General features: G+C 44.7%; 21 protein-coding genes. 14 read left to right on the top strand and 7 right to left on the bottom strand.

Annotated elements, in window-relative coordinates:
- The first annotated feature begins 113 nt into the window (after window positions 1-113).
- The 5 genes from HCZ42_RS10640 to HCZ42_RS10620 all read left to right on the top strand — a co-directional run bounded on the left by HCZ42_RS10640 (window position 114) and on the right by HCZ42_RS10620 (window position 5,349).
- Window positions 114-1,226, top strand: a complete 1,113-nt coding sequence (locus tag HCZ42_RS10640; RefSeq protein WP_167420679.1) for a putative 2-aminoethylphosphonate ABC transporter ATP-binding protein — start codon at window positions 114-116, stop codon at window positions 1,224-1,226.
- A gap of 24 nt (window positions 1,227-1,250) precedes the next feature.
- On the top strand, window positions 1,251-2,969 hold the full coding sequence (locus HCZ42_RS10635) for a putative 2-aminoethylphosphonate ABC transporter permease subunit (RefSeq protein ID WP_167420678.1): 1,719 nt from the start codon (window positions 1,251-1,253) through the stop codon (window positions 2,967-2,969).
- A 9-nt stretch (window positions 2,970-2,978) separates the two neighbouring features.
- On the top strand, window positions 2,979-3,683 hold the full coding sequence (phnR, locus tag HCZ42_RS10630) for a phosphonate utilization transcriptional regulator PhnR (RefSeq protein WP_167420677.1): 705 nt from the start codon (window positions 2,979-2,981) through the stop codon (window positions 3,681-3,683).
- Between the two features lie 58 nt (window positions 3,684-3,741).
- Window positions 3,742-4,647: an EamA family transporter gene (locus HCZ42_RS10625; protein ID WP_167420676.1), complete on the top strand. Its 906-nt coding sequence runs from the start codon at window positions 3,742-3,744 to the stop codon at window positions 4,645-4,647.
- Between the two features lie 342 nt (window positions 4,648-4,989).
- Entirely contained in the window at window positions 4,990-5,349 is a 360-nt protein-coding gene (locus HCZ42_RS10620; protein WP_167420675.1) for a DUF3316 domain-containing protein, read from the top strand.
- Window positions 5,350-5,439: 90 nt separating this feature from the next.
- Here HCZ42_RS10620 and HCZ42_RS10615 read toward each other — a convergent pair whose 3' ends face one another.
- Window positions 5,440-6,915: a peptide MFS transporter gene (locus HCZ42_RS10615; RefSeq protein ID WP_167420674.1), complete on the bottom strand. Its 1,476-nt coding sequence runs from the start codon at window positions 6,913-6,915 to the stop codon at window positions 5,440-5,442.
- Window positions 6,916-7,239: 324 nt separating this feature from the next.
- On the opposite strand from HCZ42_RS10615, the gene HCZ42_RS10610 reads away from it, so the two are divergent.
- Window positions 7,240-8,643: an FAD-dependent oxidoreductase gene (locus HCZ42_RS10610; RefSeq protein ID WP_167420673.1), complete on the top strand. Its 1,404-nt coding sequence runs from the start codon at window positions 7,240-7,242 to the stop codon at window positions 8,641-8,643.
- 59 nt (window positions 8,644-8,702) lie between these two features.
- Complete coding sequence (locus HCZ42_RS10605) at window positions 8,703-9,581, top strand: LysR substrate-binding domain-containing protein (protein WP_167420672.1); 879 nt, start codon at window positions 8,703-8,705, stop codon at window positions 9,579-9,581.
- 1 nt (window position 9,582) lies between these two features.
- Here HCZ42_RS10605 and HCZ42_RS10600 read toward each other — a convergent pair whose 3' ends face one another.
- Window positions 9,583-10,953 (bottom strand): L-serine ammonia-lyase, encoded by a 1,371-nt coding sequence (locus HCZ42_RS10600; protein ID WP_167420671.1) that lies wholly within the window; start codon window positions 10,951-10,953, stop codon window positions 9,583-9,585.
- Window positions 10,954-11,092: 139 nt separating this feature from the next.
- Between HCZ42_RS10600 and HCZ42_RS10595 the strand changes: the two genes are divergently transcribed.
- On the top strand, window positions 11,093-11,950 hold the full coding sequence (locus HCZ42_RS10595) for a YdcF family protein (RefSeq protein ID WP_175579473.1): 858 nt from the start codon (window positions 11,093-11,095) through the stop codon (window positions 11,948-11,950).
- Here HCZ42_RS10595 and HCZ42_RS10590 read toward each other — a convergent pair whose 3' ends face one another.
- The 3 genes from HCZ42_RS10590 to HCZ42_RS10580 form a co-directional block, all read right to left on the bottom strand.
- Window positions 11,951-12,217 carry a putative hemolysin gene (locus HCZ42_RS10590; RefSeq protein ID WP_167420670.1) on the bottom strand — a complete coding sequence of 89 codons (267 nt, stop codon included), beginning with the start codon at window positions 12,215-12,217 and terminating at the stop codon, window positions 11,951-11,953.
- Window positions 12,218-12,409: 192 nt separating this feature from the next.
- Window positions 12,410-13,426, bottom strand: coding sequence for a diguanylate cyclase (locus HCZ42_RS10585; protein WP_167420669.1), 1,017 nt, complete (start codon window positions 13,424-13,426; stop codon window positions 12,410-12,412).
- Window positions 13,427-13,618: 192 nt separating this feature from the next.
- Window positions 13,619-14,554, bottom strand: a complete 936-nt coding sequence (locus HCZ42_RS10580; protein ID WP_167420668.1) for a chemotaxis protein — start codon at window positions 14,552-14,554, stop codon at window positions 13,619-13,621.
- 202 nt (window positions 14,555-14,756) lie between these two features.
- Between HCZ42_RS10580 and ppiC the strand changes: the two genes are divergently transcribed.
- From ppiC to HCZ42_RS10565, 3 genes are all read left to right on the top strand, one after another.
- A complete protein-coding gene (gene ppiC, locus HCZ42_RS10575) occupies window positions 14,757-15,035 on the top strand; it encodes a peptidylprolyl isomerase PpiC (protein ID WP_008074841.1) in 279 nt (92 codons plus the stop codon).
- A gap of 358 nt (window positions 15,036-15,393) precedes the next feature.
- Window positions 15,394-15,642 (top strand): DUF3297 family protein, encoded by a 249-nt coding sequence (locus HCZ42_RS10570; RefSeq protein WP_053407419.1) that lies wholly within the window; start codon window positions 15,394-15,396, stop codon window positions 15,640-15,642.
- 250 nt (window positions 15,643-15,892) lie between these two features.
- Window positions 15,893-16,279 (top strand): tautomerase family protein, encoded by a 387-nt coding sequence (locus HCZ42_RS10565; RefSeq protein ID WP_167420667.1) that lies wholly within the window; start codon window positions 15,893-15,895, stop codon window positions 16,277-16,279.
- Window positions 16,280-16,443: 164 nt separating this feature from the next.
- Here HCZ42_RS10565 and HCZ42_RS10560 read toward each other — a convergent pair whose 3' ends face one another.
- Complete coding sequence (locus HCZ42_RS10560) at window positions 16,444-16,917, bottom strand: peroxiredoxin (protein WP_167420666.1); 474 nt, start codon at window positions 16,915-16,917, stop codon at window positions 16,444-16,446.
- A 201-nt stretch (window positions 16,918-17,118) separates the two neighbouring features.
- Between HCZ42_RS10560 and HCZ42_RS10555 the strand changes: the two genes are divergently transcribed.
- Window positions 17,119-17,298 carry a hypothetical protein gene (locus HCZ42_RS10555; protein WP_167420665.1) on the top strand — a complete coding sequence of 60 codons (180 nt, stop codon included), beginning with the start codon at window positions 17,119-17,121 and terminating at the stop codon, window positions 17,296-17,298.
- A 388-nt stretch (window positions 17,299-17,686) separates the two neighbouring features.
- Window positions 17,687-19,234 carry a long-chain-fatty-acid--CoA ligase gene (locus tag HCZ42_RS10550; protein ID WP_167420664.1) on the top strand — a complete coding sequence of 516 codons (1,548 nt, stop codon included), beginning with the start codon at window positions 17,687-17,689 and terminating at the stop codon, window positions 19,232-19,234.
- 107 nt (window positions 19,235-19,341) lie between these two features.
- Here HCZ42_RS10550 and HCZ42_RS10545 read toward each other — a convergent pair whose 3' ends face one another.
- Window positions 19,342-19,581, bottom strand: a complete 240-nt coding sequence (locus HCZ42_RS10545) for an RNA recognition motif domain-containing protein (protein WP_167420663.1) — start codon at window positions 19,579-19,581, stop codon at window positions 19,342-19,344.
- A 498-nt stretch (window positions 19,582-20,079) separates the two neighbouring features.
- On the opposite strand from HCZ42_RS10545, the gene HCZ42_RS10540 reads away from it, so the two are divergent.
- Window positions 20,080-20,663 (top strand): Ig-like domain-containing protein (locus HCZ42_RS10540; protein WP_254868938.1); only part of this gene is annotated, 584 nt, incomplete at its 3' end.

Raw genomic sequence — 20,663 nt, 5'->3', positions numbered from 1 at the left:
TCTCTCCATACGGTTTCCGGTTTCATCTTGCTGTCATCTTTCGTCTATAAATTTGTCATTCGACTGCAATAAAGCAGATTTAAGGTTGGTATATACCATTTGGAGAGTGTGTTATGTCAACTAACCAACCTTACCTACAAATTGATAATGTGGTGAAGCAATTTGGACAGTTCACCGCGTTAAAGCAAATCTCACTGGCGATCGAAAAAGGTGAATTTGTTTGCTTTCTTGGCCCTTCAGGTTGCGGTAAAACCACATTGCTAAGAGCAATCGCAGGCCTAGATTTACCAACTTCTGGTGCAATTCAACAAGACGGCCAAGATACCACGTTCCTGCCACCTGAAAAGCGAGACTTCGGCATTGTCTTTCAGTCTTACGCTCTGTTTCCCAATCTGACCGTTCAAGAGAACATCGCTATTGGTTTGAAAAACCAAGGGATGTCGACCAAAGACGCGTTAGAAAAAGTGGACTACTGGCTTGAGATGATAGGTTTGCCAACCTCTGCGCATAAGTTTCCTAATCAACTCTCTGGTGGCCAGCAACAGCGCGTTGCTTTAGCTCGCGCACTGGCATTATCGCCAGGGTTACTGCTTCTTGATGAGCCTTTGTCTGCACTCGATGCAAAAGTGCGCGTTCATCTGCGTGATGAAATCTGTAAGCTGCAACGCAAACTGGGTATCACGACGATTATGGTCACACACGACCAAGATGAAGCGTTGACCATGGCGGATCGCATCGTGGTCATGAACCACGGTGTGATTGAGCAGGTCGGCACGCCGCAAGAGATCTATCAGCGTCCAGCGACGCGTTTTGTTGCGGGATTTGTTGGCAAAATGAACTTTATCGACGCCTCTTTAGCTACCGATACCAGCCTGCGTGTAGCGGAGTCTTTGTTGCCATTGCCTGAGGTAAATAATTACGACTTGTCGCGCGGCGACCGTTTTACTCTTGCGGTTCGCCCTGAAGGGGTCCGAATTGTTCAAAGTGCCACAGATGCTTTGCCTGTGCGTATCAAGTCATGCGAGTTTTTGGGGGCGTTTTATCGTGTTGAGTGCGAACTACAAGACGATAAACATGCAACGCCAATTTACGCTGATATAACAGGCGAGGCGGTGCAGCTACTTAATTTAACAGTCGGCGAGTTGCGATACGTGAAGTTTGCACAGCAAGGGAACTTGGCTTATCCAGCGACTACCCCTTCTGAGTTAAAAAAAAACGCCGCGTAGTTCCTCTTCCTGGAGTTTTCTACTATGAGTAACCCAACGATGAAAGTTTCGAACTCGTCACTAGGCGCAACTGGGTGGGTAAGTCGTTTGAGCCGTGACAATGTAGTGTTGTTTGCGCTCTTGACTCTACTGTCTGTATTGATGGTGCTGTTTATCGTTATGCCGCTATGGGCAATGATGGTAAAAAGTGTGCAAAACAGTGCTGGGGACTTTGTTGGTTTGGCAAATTTTGCCAACTATTTTTCACAAGCTGCGCTTTGGCAATCACTTGGTAATACGTTCAAAATCGGGCTTTTAGTGACCGTTGTCGTCGGTGTGTTGTCATTTGGCTATGCATACGCATTGACCCGCTCTGACATGCCTTTCAAAGGCCTATTTCACGTATTGGGGACCGCACCAATTTTAGCTCCGTCTCTGCTTCCGGCCATCAGTCTGATTTTCTTGTTTGGTAATCAGGGGAATGCAAAAGAACTCTTAGCTGGGCACTCAATTTACGGTTTAATTGGTATTTCTCTTGGTCTGATATTCTGGACGTTTCCACACGCGTTGATGATCATGACGACCTCTCTGCGCACATCGGATGCGAGATTGTATGAAGCTGCGCGTGCGCTAAAAACTTCTCCGTTCAAAACCTTTTTTATCGTCACATTACCTGCCGCTAAGTATGGTCTTATCAGCACTTTGATTGTGGTATTCACGCTGGTGGTGTGTGACTTTGGTGTGCCAAAAGTGATCGGTGGTAGCTACAACGTTCTGGCCACGGATATCTTTAAGCAAGTTGTCGGGCAGCAGAATTTTTCGATGGGGGCTGTCACCAGTATCGTATTGTTGATTCCAGCGTTGTTTGCTTTTACCGCAGACCGCTGGGTGCAGAGAAAACAAAAAAGCCTGTTCGATACTCGTTCAGTGCCTTACAAGCCCGAGCCGAATCCAGTGCGTGATGGTGTGTGTTTGGTCTATTGCACGTTGATTTCTTGTGCGGTGGTTGCTGTGTTAGGAATGGCGGTATACGGCTCGCTAGTCACTTTCTGGCCGTGGAATACAGCATTGACCCTCAACAACTATAACTTTGCGGAAATGAGTACTTACGGCTGGAGCCCGTACTTTAACTCTCTATCACTCGCGACATGGACGGCGATTATAGGAACCACGATCATTTTTGTTGGTGCGTATTGCATTGAAAAAGGGCGTGCATTTTCTCCTGTTCGACAAGTGATGCAGATGCTGAGTGTAATGCCGATGGCGGTACCCGGTATGGTGTTAGGCCTAGGTTATATCTTTTACTTCAATGATGTGAATAACCCGTTGAATGTACTTTATGGCACGATGGCTTTTCTTGTCGCTAACACAGTGGTGCATTATTACACCGTTGGCCACATGACAGCACTGACAGCATTAAAGCAGATTCCTGCTGAAATAGAGGCGACGGCTGCGTCAGTGAAACTTCCGCAGTACAAGCTGTTTTTAAAAGTAACGCTGCCGGTTTGTATGCCAGCGATTCTAGATATCGCTAGCTACCTGTTTATTAATGCATTAACCACCACTTCTGCGGTAGTATTTATCTATTCGACAGACACCATTCCTGCTTCGGTATCGGTTTTGAATATGGACGATGCAGGGCAAACGGGGTCAGCGGCGGCAATGGCAGTCATGATTATGCTGTCGGCTGCAGTAGCGAAGTTGCTTCACATGACGCTGGGCAAATGGTTAGAGAATCGAACACAAGCGTGGCGTAACAGATAAGGACAATAAGTGCAGTACGTTAAAATTAAAGACTCCATTGTCGAACAAATTGAATCGGGTTTGTTGTCTCCAAGACAGAAACTACCAGCAGAAAGAAAGTTGGCAGAATCATTTGATACCACACGTGTAACTTTGCGTGAAGCGTTGTCCCTGTTGGAAGCAGAAGGGCGAATTTATCGAGAAGACAGGAGAGGTTGGTTTATTTCTCCTGAGCCTTTGAAATACGATCCCACTCAGACACTGAACTTTCCCAATATGGCGCTGGCGCAAAATCGAGTGCCTAAAACGCAAGTGGTCGCGGCGAAAGGGATTCTAGCTAACAAGCAAGCTGCAAGTTTACTGAATCTTCAGCCTTTCTCTGATGTATATCGTGTCGACCGAGTGAGGTTCTTGGAAGAGCGTCCAGTTGTTTATGTCACCAACTATATCCGCCCAGAGTTGTTTCCTAACTTGTTAGATTTCGACCTCTCAAATTCGCTCACCGACATTTATCGTGAGCATTTTGGCGTGGTTTACCAGAAAACGCGTTACCGGATTTCTACCAGCACGCTTTTAGGTGAAACAGCCCAAGCGCTAAGAGCCACGTCAGGGACGCCTGCAATGGTGGTCGAACGCATCAACTATGACCAAAATGGAGAGTTGATCGACTGCGATATCGAGTATTGGCGTCATGATGCGATCAGTATTGAGTCTCTCGCAGAGCTTCAACGTTAACCCTTTCAGCAATAGGACCGAGGCTTCCACAAGGAAGCCTTTTTTATAAGGATTTGATATGTCGCTCTTGGCGATCATTTTGGTGGTGGTTTCTGCTTTTCTGCATGCTGGCTGGAATCTTCTTAGTAAAAGTAATACTGCGTCTGGACCTGCATTTTTCCTATCGAGTGCTACTGCAGCGGCTTTGCTGCTATCACCGTTTCTCATTTGGTACTTCAATATCGTCGGTCTAGCGGCGATGCCAACTCAGTTTTGGTATTTACTTGTCATCAGTGGCGTTGCTCAGATGATCTACTTATTGGGACTGGGATTTGCGTATAAACAAGCCGATATTGGCGTGGTTTATCCCATTGCTCGTGCGCTACCTGTTTTAATGGTCGGCGTAGCAACCGTCTTGTTGGGTTACTCGCTGACGGTTTTTACTTGGTTCGGCTTTTTACTGATCACCATTGGCTGTCTGTTTGTCCCTTTGGAGTCTTTTAGTCAACTGAACGTTCGTAACTATGTGCATCTTGGCGTGGTCTGGGCGGTGATCGCGGCGATAGGAACCGCAGGCTACTCTGTAGTCGACAAAGAGGCATTATTGGTACTCGACCAGACGTTTCATTCTCAAGTCAGTGATGTTAGCAGCGCGATTTTCTATCTAGGACTTCAGTTCTGGTCGATATCACTTTGTTTTGTCATTTATCTGACTCTGAGCAAATCTTGGGTTGATATCGTTGAAGCGTGGCAAATCCGTCGCTCAGCAACGATTGCTGGGATTATGATGTCGACGACCTATGGACTGGTTTTGCTGGCAATGACGATGACTGAAAATGTTAGCTACGTTGTAGCACTACGCCAATTGAGCATAGTGATCGGCATGGTTTTGGGCGTCGTCTTTTTGTCTGAAAGATTACTGCTTACCCGGGTGTTTGGTTCAGTGATGATACTACTTGGTTTGGTATTGGTAGCATTGCGATAGATAAGTCCACCGTTTTTCGTGCTTAATATCCGATACTGCTGGTATTTATATGATATTTAGTGTGTATCTTATAACCAATTACTCTATTAGATGCGAACGGTTATCTTTCTTAATTCTAGAATCAAAGCAACAACTGAATGAAATAATGCACATTATTTCTTAAGCATAATGTAGACCAAAAGTGGATAGTTTATAGAGATTTAGCTCTTATTTGGCTAGTTCAAAAAAGCTGACGAATAGGTGCAATTTATTCGAATCCATTACGGTCCAATGTTACGTACCATTTAGAAATAGAAAGTTGAGCGGGATTCAGTTCAACTATTGGTAAGGAAGGAGCAAGTTATGATTAAGGTACTATCTTTAGTTGGTTTAGTTCTCGTTAGTACAGCTTCATTTGCTGCGGGGTTATCCGGTTCTTATGAAACACGTATAACTACTAGTAGTATGGCGGGAGAACCAGTTGCAAGTAAAGAAGCAGCATATGCTGCTGGTAAAATGATGCTTCAAGATGTGAATGCACAATCTCCTCGCGAATTACGTCAAAGTGCATCTCTAAACAGCAATGACCTTGTCGACAAAAGATCTGTAGAGTTGCTTGATTCACAGATTACAATCAAAGAAGTAATGACAAGTAACGGTGATATCGCCTATCAACCTGTTATGAACGTAAAATATACCTATCGTTTCAGAGAACGTGAATAGTTACTCGAACGATGTTTAATGCGTTGCTAATACAAAAGCCCCAAGCATTTTTGCTTGGGGCTTTTTACTATCTAAATCTGTTTCTCGTAATTAGCTTTTTGCTTCAATCAGCTCAGCTTCGGTCGTTTGTTTTGCAGACTCCAGCATCTTGCGAATGACGAACGATGAGGCAAATGCGATCACAACCATAACGACAGCAAGAACAGTCAATAACTGGAAGTAGTCGCCGTACACATTCTTGACGATGTCTTGAGTGATTTCCTGGCCTTTCTCAAGCGCAATAGACGTAGAGAATACCGCACCTACGATACCACTAAGAGCCATAGCAACAGAGAAGAGTGAAACTGAGAACCCTTCAATATGTTTTGGCGCGACAGATAGGATAAATGCCACCACTAGGCTACCAACGATCACTTCTGCAAATGCTTGGAAGAAGTGAATCGCTAGGAAGATTTCAGGGCGGATCACAACATCTGTTCCAATGTTTGTTACTGCCATAGTGAGAATACCAAATGCAATCGCAGTTAGAATAAAGGCGAAGCCAATCTTAGTTGCTGTAGAGAAGTTAATGCCTTTCTTTTCCAATGAAGAGAATGTCATCGCTAAGACAGGGCCAGCGACAATACACCAAAGTGGGTTCATCGCCATTGACGCCTCTGGTGCGATAGGGATCAGGTTAAACAAGTCACCACGCATGGTATTGATGGTTACCATTGTCATTGATGTCATCATCTGACCGTAGTACACAAAAAAGCACGTGGTCAGCACCGTCATGATCAAAATCGTCCCCATTTTGAGTGCATCGGATTTACCCGATTTAAACATCAAACTGATGAAGTACAGAATCGCGGCTGCGCCAATCGCGTAGACAATGTTTTGTCCGATGGTCATGTTAGAGAACATGAAAAATACCAGACCAACCATTGCGACAGAAAGTGACAAAAATGCAGCCCAGTTTTTAATGCTGACCGGTTTTTGGTCAATATCTGCACCTACACCCACCAGTCGCTTGTTAAAGATAACGAGAGTGATGAACGCCAGACCCGCCATAGCAGCAGAGAGCATGAAGCTGCCATGGAATCCGATCACTAACACAAACATTGGGAACAAGTACTGACCCAGCAGTGCGCCTACGTTGTTTACAGAGTAATTCACAGGGTAGCCATTCTCGAAGTCTTCTTCAGAAGCAAAGGTACGTTTGTAAAGACTTGGGTATGAAGGAGACATTAAACCACGAGCGTAACTCGCGAGTGCGATACCAACCAAGCTTAATGGAACGTTAGTCGTTGATGCACCAAGCACAAGCAGGGTATATCCAGTTGCGAATGTACCGTACGCGATGGTCAGTGAGCGATAAGCACCCAAAAACTTGTCGGTAATAAAGCCACCTGCGATCGCGAAAAGTGGTCCTATTGATGAAAATGCGCCGACAACCATCATGGTATCGGCCTCGCTATACCCTAAATCTTCTAAGAAGAAACGAGTCAAAATAACCATCACACCATAGAATGATAAGCCAAACATCGCTTGGCAGAACATCATGGATTTGTTGAGTTTATTCCACATAACAGCCTCTCATTTGGTTTTAAATTGGGATTAAAAACCAATTAATTGTTAATTTTTAGTATGTAATAATTTGAAACAATTATCGCAGATAACCGGTTTTATGCACGATTTTTTATTAAATTCGGATAAACTTTTGTAATGGAATTGATCCAAAACGATTGCGTAGCACATTAAAGACCACTTTTGCTTGTATGTGTGATCACGCAATAACTCACTGGTTGAATATCCGCGTTAGAAATTCTTACGCAAACCGTTAGATATGCTCGCTATGGTAAGGAGAGCAAGTTGGCTAAAGTGAATAAAACGTTCACTGAGAGCATTATTATGAAATCTCAACCTTCCTACTGGTTTAAACAAGCATTAGAAACTGAAGTATCCTCGCAGTCGCTTCCACTAAAAGGGCAAATCGATGACGCTGATATTGCAGTTGTCGGCGGCGGTTATACTGGATTGTGGAGTGCAATCCTCATAAAGCAACAAGCGCCTGAAAAGAAAGTCGTAATCTTAGAGAAAGGCTTATGTGGCAGCGGCGCATCGGGTGCGAATGGTGGTTGTATGCTGACTTGGTCAACTAAGTTTCCAACCTTAAAGCGCCTGTTTGGCGAACAACAAGCAGCGTGGTTAGTTCAACAATCTGAGCAAGCCATTTACGAAATTGATGAGTTTTGTCGTGATAAGCGGATAGACGCCGAGCTTTGCCTTAATGGCACTTACTACACGGCCACCAATTGGGCACAGCAAGGCACTATGGCGCCAGTCATTAGTGAACTTAAAAAGCACAACATCAACAGTTGGTCTAAATGCCGTGATCAAGACATTGCTGAACTAGCGGGTTCACAACAGCATGTTGAAGGGTACTTTTCTCCTGCAGCTGCTAGTGTTCAGCCCGCGCTGCTAGCTCGTGGACTTAGACGTGTTGCTTTAGATCTAGGTGTAGAAATCTATGAACATACCCCGATGACAAAGTTGGACTTCGGTCAGCCCGCTACCGTTCATACTCCACTTGGCAAAGTGATCGCAAAGAAAGTAGTGCTCGCACTGAATGCGTGGATGGTTGAACATTTTAAACAGTTTAAACGCAGTATTGTGGTTGTTTCGTCGGATATGGTCATCACTAAGCCCATCCCTGAGTTGCTCAAAAAGCATGGTCCGAAACAAGGTGCGACAGTAGTGGATTCAAGAATTTTTGTTCATTACTACCGCGATACTAAGGACGGGCGCATCATGTTAGGCAAAGGTGGAAACCACTTTTCGTTTGGGAATAAAGTTGATCCGATGTTTAACCGTCAAACACGTTACCTGGACTTACTCAGTCAATCGTTTCAAAAACTCTTTCCTCAACTGAAAGTCGGTGAGTTTGCATACAGCTGGACGGGTGGTTCTGATCGCTCGACGACTGGCTTGCCATTCTTCGGTAACCTACAAGAGCAAAAAAATATAGTGTATGGCTTTGGCTATTCGGGCAATGGCGTGGCGCAAACCCGTATCGGTGGCAAAATTCTCTCTTCGATGGCATTGGATTTAGATAATGAGTGGACGCAATGTGGATTGGCAAAAGGGCCTCTAGGTACATTCCCGCCAGAGCCATTTAGGTGGATGGGGGCGATGTTGGTACGCAATGCAGTCCGTCGTAAAGAAGCGGCAGAAGATCGCGAAGAGCCGCCTTTAATACTGGATAAATGGTTGGCGAAACTAGCCGGTGCCGCGGGCAAAGCCGACAAAATGTAGCACTATCATATTTGTGTAATACAGGCAGGGCAAATTTAACATTTTAACTGTGCCCTTATATGAGATTCTTACCTCCACTCAATGCGTTGCGCGCATTCGAATCCGCCGCGCGTCACCAAAGCTTAACGAAAGCCGCTGAAGAGCTGAATGTTACCAGAGCCGCGGTTAGCCAGCAGGTAAAGCTGCTTGAAGGCTACCTCAGTGCTGTATTGTTTGAACGCACTGGCGCTAAACTCTCGCTAACGGAAGACGCCAAATATTACCTGCCGCTACTTACCCATACTTTTTTCTGTTTGTCGGCGGGGACCAAGCAGCTGTTTGAACGAGATAGACGTGACACGGTCAGCCTGAATATCGCACAGAGTTTTTGTGCTCAGTGGTTGATACCAAAATTAGCAGACTTTCGCCGTCATCACCCTGATATTGATTTAAAGATCTCTACCACCTCAAGCGCGTTTCCAAATGGCAGTATGGCCACGGACATTGAAATTGTGAATGGTATTGGCCACCCACTCCCACACAATGCAGAGCGTCTTGTGGACGAGTCTTGGTTGGTGGTCGCGAAACCAGATTATTTGAATGTGGATCACATAACGTTAGAGGATATTGTTGCGGCGGGAAAAATTGCCACAACGGGTTATAGCCAAGGTTGGGAGCAATGGTTTGCAGCACAAGGTTACATAGGACGGTTTAACAAGCCATGCTTACAGCTTGACCATTCACTACTGGCAATTGATGCGGCAATACAGGGCTTAGGTCTATTGCTGGTAAAAGATATTTTGGTTCAGAAACACTTAACTAAAGGCAGCCTTACACAGCTATGGCAACAAAAAGTGCCCACAGAAGGAGGGCACTATTTAATTAACCATCAGCCGCATAAAGCGAGTGCGGTATGCTTTGTTAAGTGGCTACAGCGACAACTGACATCGCAAAAATGACTTATTCACACGGCGGCGCCATGTGGATTACCGCTAGACCACCTAATGATGTCTCGCGATATTTTTTGTTCATATCTTTGCCTGTTTGATACATGGTTTCGATGACTTTGTCAAGTGAGATCAAGCACTTGCTGGTGCGTTTTAACGCCATGCGTGATGCGTTGATCGCTTTCATTGCGCCCATCGCATTACGTTCGATACAAGGCACTTGTACCAAGCCACCAATTGGGTCACAGGTCATGCCTAGCGAGTGTTCCATTGCAATTTCAGCAGCGATACAGATTTGCTCGTTGCTGCCGCCGCGCAGTGCGGTTAAACCTGCTGCCGCCATTGATGAGGACACGCCAATCTCACCCTGGCATCCCACTTCAGCACCCGAGATAGACGCGTTGGTTTTGTAGAGAATCCCGATAGCGCCTGCAACAGCGAGGAAGTCCTTGATCTGTTTTAAATCCAGCTCTTTGATGAAACGGTGGTAGTACATTAGCACTGCTGGTATAACGCCCGCTGCACCGTTGGTTGGAGAGGTCACTACTTGTCCGCCTGCCGCATTTTCTTCGCTGACAGAAAACGCAAATAGGTTAATCCAGTCCATGATTTCCATCGGGTCATTTTCTATCGCAGCGTTAGCCTCAAGCTTTTTCAATAGGTTAGGAGCACGTCGCGTAACGTTTAATCCGCCTTCAAGAATGCCTTCGGTTTCAAAGCCACGCTGCATACAAAGTGACATGACTTTCCAAATCTGCTCAGCTTTACGGTCGATTTCATCTTGGTTTTTAAAGCTCAGTTCGTTTTGTAGAATCATTCCGCCTAAGCTGTAGCCGTGCTTCTCCGCAACAGCGAGCATTTCATCTGCGCTTTTGAATGGGAAAGGGACGCTGACAGGTTCTTCTTCACTGCCGTGTTCAAGTTCTTTTGCTGTCGCAATAAAGCCGCCGCCAATCGAGTAATATGTCTCTTTAGCCAGTTCTTCGCCTGAAGCATCGAACGCGGTAATTTGCATTCCGTTTTCGTGCAAAGGTAGGTTTTCACTGTGGAAAAGCAAATCTGTGGAATACGAAAACTCAATGTCATGCCCGCATGGCAGAGTGAGCCCTTGACCATCTAGTACGTCTTGCAGTGCTTGCTTGGCGCTGGTCATTTTGATCGTATCAGGTTTGTTTCCCATCAAGCCCAGAATGACGGCGCGATCTGTGTGGTGGCCTTTACCCGTCAAAGATAAAGAACCATACAAATCAATTTGAACGCGCGTAACTTGGCTCATGGCTGGAGCAAGTTGTTGAGTAAAATGATACCCTGCAATCATAGGGCCATTGGTGTGTGAGCTGGAAGGACCGACTCCCACTTTGAAAATATCAAAGATTGACAGCATTGACTTCTTTCCTACGTTATCGACATGCGTAATGGCCCGTTGGTCAGGCTCTCTTAATTATAGTTAACATACTGTTAACTCATTTAAGCTACAGACAAAAGTTGATTTTGTACAGCTATCTTTGAATAGGAGTTCGTAATTGAGAAGTGGTAATAAAGAGTGTATTCGCGATGTCATTCTGGTTCTTGGCAAAAGATTACAAAACAACGCATTGACAGCGGAAGGGCGTTCACGAGTGGAAGCGTTACCAGCATTCCTCGCACGTTTTAACCCAGCAACTAGTGTTTTGGTGTTTTGTGGTGGCGTGACCAAAGGGCAAACGCTCTCTGAAGCCTCGGCGATGTATCAGTACTACCAACAGCTCAATACCCACTCTTCTCAGTCATCTTATAAAACACTGCTTGAAGATCAGTCACTAAATACAATTGAAAACATCCACAATGCCGCGCAAAAATTGACTTCCAGTGGTTTATTGCAGCAAGGGCAGCGAGTCAATGCGGTATTTGTCAGTAATGACTACCACTTACAACGCATCTTTCAAATCCAAGAATTAATGGACGAACAAGGTTTGCTGCGAGTGTTGCTGGAGAAGTGCCAACAAGCGGGGCTACATGTCTCAATTTCGACTGACGTTCAACACCACTGCAGCGTGCCTTATCCGCACGCTAACCAAGCAGGGCAGATATTTCTCGCACTCGATGAGTTGACTGTCTTTCGGGTTTTCTTGGAGGGGGTAGTAAGGGGCGTTTACTTCCCTATTCAACGAGGGCTTTTACACCAAGTGACTCAAACCGCTCAGCGGACAATGTCTGTATTGACTGCGCTTGTTCAAGAACCTAAGTTAGTCAAACGAATAGAAGTGCTAAAAAAGGTGATAGAGAGCGTTGATGAGACGTGTTCGCAGCAAAGTGTCGCAGGGTATTTAGCACAGTTTCACGACGAGTTGACCACTTTGAATCGTCAATTGGATCCAGAAGTGGTCACTCAAGCACACTAATTACTGCTTAGGATTGCCTTCTTCATCGTGGTTATTGCGGTAGTATTCCCACTGTTCGGTGCGGTCTTCATCTGAGAATACGCAGTAGGTCACACGCATCTCGTTTTCATTCACCGTTTCCAATTCACCACCTTGCTGAACACAGTATACAGAGGCTGGATTTGCAATCGACTGGTAGTCTTTTACTTCGTATTCATCCGGTTCACTTGAACATCCCGCCAACAACACCACGCCAGCAATTGCGCAGAAAATAGGTGTTCTTTTCATTATTATTTCTCCGTTAAGGGTCAAACACTTAATTGCAGTATAGGGGAGAGTGAATAAGTTTTGTTTGGTGCTTGTCAAAAGCGTTAGCTAAAGCAGAAATTAAAAATGAGATTAGTGCGTTTTAGTACGATTTGTATTAGCTGCTCAAGTTTATAAAAACCGAGCAGCTGATTATATGGAGAGCAAAGCTAATTAAGCTGGCATCACTTTGTTTCGGCCAAGGTTTTTAGCCTCGTAAAGCATGTCGTCTGCTCGCTCAATGAGAGCTTCTGGGCCTTCTCCTGGGTGAAGCTCTGCAACACCGAAAGAGGCAGTAATGTTCGCGACCTGTTTGCCGGTGCGGCGGTCTTTGATGGCCAGTTTCTCAATCGATCGGCGTAGGTTTTCAGCGAAGTGGCAGGCAACCTGTAGCGGCTTGTTTGGTACGATAAGCGCAAATTCTTCACCACCAAAGCGATAAGCATGGATACCGTCTCGGGAACTGAGTTGTAAACGTCTTGCGATGCCTTTAATAACTGAATCACCAAACAAATGTCCGTAATTGTCATTAAAGCTCTTAAAGTTATCAACGTCGGTTAACACTAAGCTCAAGCTGCTGCCAGCGTTACATAAAGTGCGAAGGTCTGCATCGAACGACTGACGGTTGTATAAGCTCGTCAGGTTATCGAACAGGGCATCTTTCTGCACGTCCGCGAGTTGCTGCTTCAGCCGCTGAATCTCTTCACTGGCATTCTCTAGTTGGTTGTTGAGGAACTTAGTGGAGTGACGGATCTCTTTAGATTCATCGACTAGCTGCCTAACGACCTTCATCACTGCTTCAAGCGACATGTTTTCGTCTTCGACTTTTTCAATATCTTTGAAGCTTTTGTCGATCATTTCTGAGAATTGCGAAGTGTCAACTAAAGTGTCTGCCATTGTGGACGCGACTTGACCAACCAAAAGCTCGATATTTGAGCGCAAATCTTTGATGTTGGTATCTGCTCGTTTTGCTACGTAATTGCTGTAAAGTTGAGCACCGGCTGCAGGTGGACATACGCCATACAAGTCGAGCACTTCGTCAAGGTCTCGAGTCAGTTGAGGAATGGCATTATCGACATAGGTATACCACAAAGCATAGTTAGCCGGGGTCGCTGCTACGTGGTGCTTCATCATAAGAGGAACCGCTTTTTTCAAGTTAGCAGTCGATCTCTTGTAATCATCATCGGTCATTCTGAATAAGAGTTAAGTTAGAAGTGTAATCGCAATAAGGTTAGCCGATTTAGCAACTAGTTGCTTGATTTGATATCAATAAAATAGACGCTAACGATGTTATTTATCAGAGCTAAAACTCAAAAGTGAGACATTCTACCGAGTAGAGTTTAAACCGCTAGCAACGACGCCAGCGGGTTTTGAGAGGTAAGACTAGACATCGACATCGATATGTTCAGTGACACAGCCTGTTTCAAGTTTCGCCGCGCCGCGTAACATGGCTTTGATTAAGTCGCCTGCGTTAAACTTCTCTAGTGCTTCATGGGCACCAACTTGCTTAGCTCGTTCAACACATATCTCGCTCGATAACGAGGTGTGTAGAATGATATAAGCATTGCTGAGTCTGTCGTTACTTTGTACTTCGAACGACAATTCGTAGCCATCTAACCCGGGCATTTCAATATCACTCACTAGAAGGCTAACCGGATTGCCCTGTGCTGCTTCGCTTCGCATTAGTTCGAGCGCTTCCAGACCGTTATTACACACCTGATACGGAATATTGATACTATCCAATGCATCTGAAAGTTGTTTACGTGCAATCAACGAATCATCAACTAACAGGATGTTCAGTGCTTTAAGTCGTTCGCGTTCGATGTCAGTTAGCATTGGAATATAGGTTGTTTCGTACTGTGGATAGATCTTCGACAGTAACAATTCAACATCTAGCATCTGAACGATCTTATCGTTGTAGCGAGTAATACCAGTGACAAAAACGTTGCTGCCAGTCGACTTCGGCGCTGACTCGATACTCTTCCAATCACAGTCAATAATCTTCTCAATCGAACGCACCATAAAGGCCACAACGGTACGTAAGCAATCAGTCACAATCAGATAGCACGACTGATATTCCTCTGGTTGAATCGGTCTAAAACCAATCGCTGCAGGCATATTAATTACCGGGATGGTTTTATTCCTTAGTGTAATGGTACCGACGACATGATGGTGTGAGTAGGGGATCTGAGTCGTAGGTTGGAAAGGAACAATCTCTCGTACCTTGAGCGTGCCGATTGCGAACAATTGCTTGTTTGATGTCAGTGTAAACATCAACATACCTTGCGATTGATTTGCTTTGCTTGCGATCTTAGCCATGAAAATTCTCGTGTGCACAAAAGTTGTGGGTCTTATTAGATAGTAATGTATTTAACGACTTGTTCAATGAAGAAGCGAGAAATTCGATGCTGAATGAGCGCTTAATCGCCTTTTAGTGTATGCCATCCTACATTCAAGGGTGAATATACGTATTGAATTCGCTACAATCGCGCCGATTAATTTAGGTACCAAAGGCGATACTATGGCAAATACCGCAGCAGCACTTCATATCCTTGTGAAGCATAAAGAGCAGGCAGAAGACATCATCAAGCAGTTGAAAAAAGGCGCGAAGTTTCAAACGCTGGCAAAAAAATATTCAACTTGTCCGTCTGGCAAACGTGGTGGCGACCTAGGTGAATTCAAACGCGGTCAAATGGTGCCTCAATTCGATAAAGTCTGTTTTTCTGGTGAAACGCTGGTCCCGCATTTGGTAAAAACTAAGTTCGGTTGGCATGTGGTGAAAGTGCTGTACCGCACATAGAAACGACTTCATTGATTGCTGAATGAGACCACGTCATTGTTGGTCTCGTTTATTTCTTGCTTCATGTCTCGTTTATTTCTTGCTTCATATGGCTAAGTAACCTCGTCCCAGCGACTATTTCCTGTCGTTTTCATCTTTTCCCTTTTCAAACGCCAAACTGGTTTCTAAGATTTATTCTGGTAACCGCTTGTGAGCAAGGTCTGCCTTCATTTGGAAGTATCAAAACCTCTTCGTGTATCTGCTCGGTCTTTTTGTACGTTTGCTGGGAACGGCACGAATAAAAGGCGTGGAAGTTTGTTGAGTGCTTGGCAGGCATTGGCTAGAATGTCGCACTAGTTAACTGTTTCAGGTCATAAAAATGAGCGAAAATAACGCAAAACCAACACTACCAGACCGCCTTGCGGGTAACCCTCGCAGCCCTCACTTTGTTGCTGAGTGCTTTGAGCATCACATCGGTATCCGTCTGAACGGAAAAGAGCGTACAGATGTTGAAGAATACTGCGTCAGTGAAGGTTGGGTAAAAATTGCTTCACCTAAAGCGAAAGATCGCTTTGGTAATCCAATGCTGATCAAATTAAAAGGTGAAGTCGAAGCGTTTTACAAGTAAACCGAAGACCACTTTGCTTCTTTTCAATACATAGAGCGCTTTGGTTCTATGTATTGAATGTTTCCATCTGCCTTCTTTTATATTTCCAATCTCTCCTTATTCAATAGGTTCAACGTACCAATGAATGCGTTGTATCTAAGAACTTACCTAGTTACATTAATGACTTATGTAAGCGCATACTGACGCTTTTAACCAGATGGCGTCGTAACGTAGTCAACGCACCTATACACGATATATTTAAGGAAGAATTTTGATTGTCATATATGGAATACGTGAGCAGTTGAGTCCCATCACGCGCAAATTATCAGATGCGATTCAACAATCAATGACTCAGGTGTTGGGATTTCCTGAGGACAAGCGAGCCCATCGGTTTATGCCGATGGATAAAGCCAATTTCTTCTATCCCAGCGGCCGCTCAGATGCGTACACTGTGATTGAAATTAACATGATGGAAGGGCGCCAAGTAGACACGAAGAAGGCATTGATCAAAGCCCTGTTTACCAACATCGAATCAGAACTCGGTATCTCGCCAGTGGATATCGAGATCATCATAAAAGAGCAGCCAGCACACTGCTGGGGATTTAGGGGCATGACTGGTGATGAAGTCAAAGACTTAACTTATAAAGTTAAGGTCTAAGTTATCTACATCAAAGATAAAAGTACGCTGAGTATGATCCACAAGTGGGCGAGCGCTGCTCACTGGAAACCCATACATAGCTAGGGGTTCGCGCGGTTAGTATTGGCTAGGGGAGCATGGGATGACAAAGGCCACTGAATAGCTCAGCGGCCTTTGGAAGAGGATTACAAACTCGCGAGGATCGCTTCAGCGCTGCTCACTTTAAATGTCTTGGGCTCTTCAACATTAAGCTGTGTCACCACACCATTCTCAATCACCATTGCGTAACGCTGAGAACGCACACCACCAAAAGCAGCAGTATCCATTTCTAGACCTAGCGCTTTAGTGAAACTTGCATCTCCATCGCCTAGCATCATGATTTCATTCGCATTTTGAGCTTCGCCCCACGCTTGCATAACAAATGCGTCATTAACGGAAACACACGCGATAATATCGACGCCCTTTGCCTTAATTTGGTCCGCTAGAACCACAAAACCGGGCAGGTGAGACTCAGAGCAGGTAGGGGTAAACGCACCCGGAACAGCAAACAACACCACTTTTTTGTTGGCAAAAAGCTCAGTAACTTGATGATTAACCATTCCATCAGCTGTCAGTTGGCTGAGCGTCGCTGCTGGTAGAGCTTGACCTTGTTGAATCATTTTGGTTTTCCTTCATGGTTGGGGTCTTACTAGTTTAGTTTTGATAGTACGTGATAACCACCGACAGAAAATAAGGGTATACGCTTTGATTGTGATCATCAGTGGCTTCGTTGAACGATCGGTTGCGGAGTTGGCTTAAATCAACTAACCAAGCGTGGTATTTGATTACAGTTTGTAATAGTACGTTCGAGAGGAAAAATAATGACCAGCAAAGCGACAAAAGTACCACGTTGCGGCACTTGTAAGCAGTTCACCCGAACCAAAGACAATGCAAAAGACCTTTGTGGAGCGTGGGGTCAACCTACAACCGCTGACAGGCAAGCGTGTGAGTTTTTCCTCCCTAAATCTTTTGCATTGTATGACCCACAGCACCAGTCATAGTGACTGAGCTGGACTTTCATCACCGACACTGAACGTGGGGCTAGGTTTTTCGTCTGTGTTAATTGGCGCCCTTTGTTCTAATTCTTCTGATAATGATGCCTTAGCATATAATTTTGTGCCACGCGATGTGCTCGAACTTTCATTTTTCATACTTATTAATGATTGGTTATTAATTCCTTATTTGAATGAAATTGAGTGTATATCGCTATCCTCAATGAATTTTGTAAAATTCGATTTCTTACTGACCAGATCACAATTGATTAACATTTTGGAAGTGTTTTGTTGACATAAAACTTCGCCTATTGAGTAATAGCTTTGAAACGAGAATTTTAAACGCATGTATTAATCCTCAAGGTAACTCAAGAAAAACAAAAAAGGTGAAGCAAAAATGATGAATCTAGCTGCTGCTCTACAGCGTAATGCTGCCAGTAAACCAGATAAAATAGCTTTAGTGTGTGGCGACGTAGAACTGACATACGCACAGTTTGACGCTATGGCGGGAAAGATTGCCAACGCAATGATTCAGAGTGGTGTTGGTGCTGGCGATAGAGTTGCCATCAGTTGCCCTAACTTGCCGTTTTTTCCTTTGGTTTACTTTGCGATTCAGAAAGCGGGAGCGGTCGCCGTGCCACTCAACGTCCTGTTAAAATCCCGTGAGATTAAGTACCACCTTGAGGATTCAAAAGCCAAATTCTATTTCTGCTTTGAAGGTACGCCCGAGTTACCAATGGCGAAAGAAGGCAAAATAGCATTTGAAGCGGTCGAGGGTTGCGAAAAGATGATTGTTATGACGCAAGACCAAAGCCAGCATGATTACAATGGCTTACCAACACTGACTGCATTCACTCATGACGTTGAACCGCTAGCAGATTACGTGCCTCGTGATGCTGAAGACGTTTGTGTAATCCTTTACACCTCGGGCACAACAGGTTTGCCAAAAGGTGCAGAGTTAACGCAGAACAACATTGTGATGAATGCGATGGTCGCGCAAAACATCATGCAGAGCAAAGGGCGTGAAGTTCACCTAATCACGCTACCTCTTTTCCATACGTTCGGTCAGACTGTACACCTTAACGCAGGGGTATTGAGCGGCTCAAAACTGGTACTTGTGCCGCGCTTTGAACCGAAACTGGTACTGCAACTTATTGAGAAACATAAGGTCAATATTTTTGCTGGTGTACCGACGATGTACATCGGGCTAAATCACGCAGATCTCGATTGTGACGTTTCTTCGCTTCGTCTTGCGATCAGTGGTGGCGCCTCTTTACCGAAAGAAGTGATTCGTACTTTTGAAGCGCGTTTTGATGTACCAATTCTTGAAGGATACGGTTTGTCAGAAACCAGCCCAATTGCATGTTTCAACCATCTAGATAGTGAACGTATCCCAGGATCTGTTGGGCAGCCAGTTCAAGGGGTTGAAGTAAAAGTGGTGGATGTTGAAGGTAAGGAACTTCCAGTTGGTGAAGAAGGTGAAATTATTGTTCGTGGTCATAACGTGATGAAAGGGTATCTTGACCGCCCTGAAGCAACAGCAACAGCAATCAAGAATGGCTGGTTTTACACTGGTGATATTGGTCGTTTTGATGAAGCGGGTAATATGTTTATTGTCGATCGGGTCAAAGACATGATCATTCGTGGTGGTTTCAATGTCTATCCACGTGAAATCGAAGAAGTGTTTATGACACACCCTGCGGTCGCGATGGTGGCTGTGCTTGGTATTCCAAACGACGAGTACGGTGAAGAGATTAAAGCGTTTGTCGTGTTAAAAGAAGGGCAATACATTGAAGCGGATGAGTTGAAAGCATGGGGTAAAGAGCAGTTTGCTGCGTTTAAATACCCAAGGTTTGTCGAAATTCGTCAGCAGTTACCAATGAGTGCAACTGGTAAAATTCTTAAGCGTGAGTTGAAATCTGAACTCAACACACCTGCAGCTTAACACCTATCGTATATTTCGAAATAAAAGGGCTACCGTTTGGTAGCCCTTAGTTATTCTAAAAGAATAGTTATTTTAAACGTACGCTTTCACACAAAACATTGAACGAGTTACTTGTCGGCCACTCGTACTCGAATTTTGCTCTTATCGATCGTCGTCATGTTCAGCTCTCGCATCGCTTTGTTTGCTTCAGCGTCGTCTGGCATCTCAACAAAAGCGAATCCTTTCGATTGGCCAGTCTCCTGATCCAGTACAAGATTACATATAGTTACTGAACCATGTTTAGAAAAAAGGACTCGGAGCTCTTGCTCAGTAATTGAACGTGCCAAGTTGCGAACTAAAAGTTTCATATTGAACCAGTCTCGGTTTAGAAAATCGGCAGCATTGTCTCAGGAACAGCGCCACTGACCAACAAAAATTCACTAATCATAAAATAATATAGCCATAACAACGCACACAGGGGGAGTTTTCTCTCGATGTCGGTTATATATTGACCTCGTATGGCAAAATAAATAGTACGAAAAACTGAATTTCGAAGAGAATTAACGCATGACATTTTTGCCGAGCGTTTTTTTTATTTTGTGACAACTGGTTTTCAGTTTGTTGGCAAAATGATGAGCAGGTTTTCTGTCGTGCAAGAAAATCCCAATAATTAGTTATTGATGCAAAATAACGCTGTTCTGTTTGTGTGATCGTGCGTTCTGTTTGCGAGTTATTTTGAAGTTCTTCACTTTATTCGGTGTGAATTTCGCCATCTTCCCTAAAGTTGTTTTGTGAAAGAAATTAGAGCTTTCAGAGTAAGGACTGGAGGCTTTATTTACATGAAACAGTAACTTAAGGAAAGACTTATGGGATTACATCGAGCAAAAGTGACCAAGAGTGTCTTCACTCTTAGCACTTTAACCGCTTCGTGCCTTATGGCATTTAACAGCTATGCGGCGGTTGATTGTTCTACATTGGAAGAATGGCAAACTAATGTCATTTATACCGGTGGTGATCAGGTCCAGTACAATGGTAAAGCCTACCAAGCAAACTACTGGACAGAAAATCAAGATCCGGAATCTTTTGAAGGCGAATACGCTCAATGGAGACTTCTAGATAGCTGTACAACATCTGGTGGCGGTGAAAATGTTGCGCCAACAGTGAGCCTAACCTCACCAACTGCGACAGATAGCTTAGAAGTTGGTAATGCAGTCACGCTTGCTGCCGATGCAGCCGACAGTGACGGTAACGTAGCTAGCGTCGACTTTTTAGTTGACGGTGTTGTTGTTGGTCAAGCGACCAGCGCACCATTTAGTGTAACTTGGACCGCGGTTGCTGGTAACCACCAAATCAGCGCGGTTGCTTATGATGATAAAGGGCTGGCGAGCGATGCCAGTTCAGTGGCAGTCACTGTCGCTGATACCACCGTTCCTGGTAACGAAGCGCCAAC

The organism is Vibrio hepatarius (genome assembly GCF_011806575.1).
GTDB lineage: Bacteria > Pseudomonadota > Gammaproteobacteria > Enterobacterales > Vibrionaceae > Vibrio > Vibrio hepatarius_A.
This window is presented reverse-complemented; position numbering and strand designations above follow the sequence as displayed.